The sequence below is a fragment of the Limosilactobacillus reuteri subsp. porcinus genome (assembly GCF_036621895.1).
Classification (GTDB): domain Bacteria; phylum Bacillota; class Bacilli; order Lactobacillales; family Lactobacillaceae; genus Limosilactobacillus; species Limosilactobacillus reuteri_J.
In genome coordinates this window covers 1-1,347 of record NZ_LN887443.1, presented here as the reverse complement: position 1 = coordinate 1,347, position 1,347 = coordinate 1, and the positions used below count along the sequence as shown (strand labels likewise).

The following is a 1,347-nucleotide window of genomic DNA, read 5'->3' as shown; positions in this document are numbered from 1 at the left end:
AAAATCCGGACTACGATTTTTGATCGATCAAAAATCATAGTCCGGATTTTACTGTTAGAGAACCAAGAATTAATAGTTAATTCCCAGCCCCTTTTTAAAATTTATTTAAATTCTTCATTAACAGCAGTTAATGCTGCATGCAATACTTGATCCATGTTGTAATAACGGTATTGTCCTAAACGACCACCAAAGATCACGTTATTAGCCTGCTCACTCGCTAACTTTGCATATTGCTTATAAAGTTCGTTGTTCCGTTGATTATTAACTGGGTAGTATGGTTCATCGCCACGATGCCAATCAGCAGGATATTCCCGAGTGATAATGGTCTTATCTTTATCACCCTTACCGAATTCAAAGTGTTTATGTTCAATTATCCGCGTAAATGGTGTTTCCGCATCGGTATAGTTAATTACCGCGTTACCTTGGTAATTATCAACATTTTTCTCTTCAGTTTCAAACCGTAAACTGCGGTATTGTAATTCACCTAGTTGGTAATCAAAGAATTGATCGATCATTCCAGTGAAGACAATCTTGGGATAATCTTTGAGGTATTCTTCTTTCTTATCAAAGAAGTCTACACCGGTTTCAACATCAACTAAGTCACTATCGAGCATCTTTTCAACGATTTGAGTATAGCCACCGATAGGAATACCTTGATAAAGATCGTTAAAGTAGTTGTTATCATATACTAACCGCACTGGTAGACGACGAATGATGAAGGCTGGTAATTCAGTTGCCTTTTGTCCCCATTGCTTTTCCGTATAACCTTTGATTAATTTCTCATAAATATCACGACCAATTAAAGAAATAGCTTGTTCTTCCAAGTTCTGCGGTTCCTTATCTGCCATCTCTTGTCGTTGTTCGCTAATTTTAGCCATTGCTTCCGCTGGTGTCCGCACACCCCACATTTGATTGAATGTATTCATGTTAAATGGTAAGTTGTACATTTCACCCTTGTAGTTAGCAACTGGGCTATTGGTATAACGATTAAATTCTGCAAATTGGTTAACATAATTCCATACTTCTTTGTTTGATGTATGGAAAATGTGTGCACCATATTGGTGAACTTGAATCCCATCAACTTCTTTAGTATAGATGTTACCAGCAATGTGGTCACGCTTTTCAATTACTTTTACACGCTTGCCACGTTTAGTTGCTTCATAGGCAAAAGTGGCACCAAAAAGGCCTGCACCTACTACTAGATAATCATATTTTTTCATAGCTTTTCCTCGTATTCTTATCTTATTTTTAATTACATTATTATTTAATATATCATAAATTGTATGATCTTACTCAAGTGGAAAGAATGGCTGTTGATTTTTATTCTCACCCGAAATGTCAATTTAA

Annotated in this window: 1 protein-coding gene; it reads right to left on the bottom strand. The window is 36.0% G+C overall.

The window, feature by feature from the left end:
- Positions 1-101: 101 nt before the first annotated feature.
- On the bottom strand, positions 102-1,220 hold the full coding sequence (gene glf / locus AACL61_RS07155) for a UDP-galactopyranose mutase (protein WP_087215061.1): 1,119 nt from the start codon (positions 1,218-1,220) through the stop codon (positions 102-104).
- Between the last annotated feature and the right edge of the window lie 127 nt (positions 1,221-1,347).

Coding starts and splice junctions, on each gene's coding strand:
- glf (WP_087215061.1), bottom strand. CDS start 1,220: ATGAAAAAATATGATTATCTAGTAGTAGGTGCAGGCCTTTTTGGTGCC.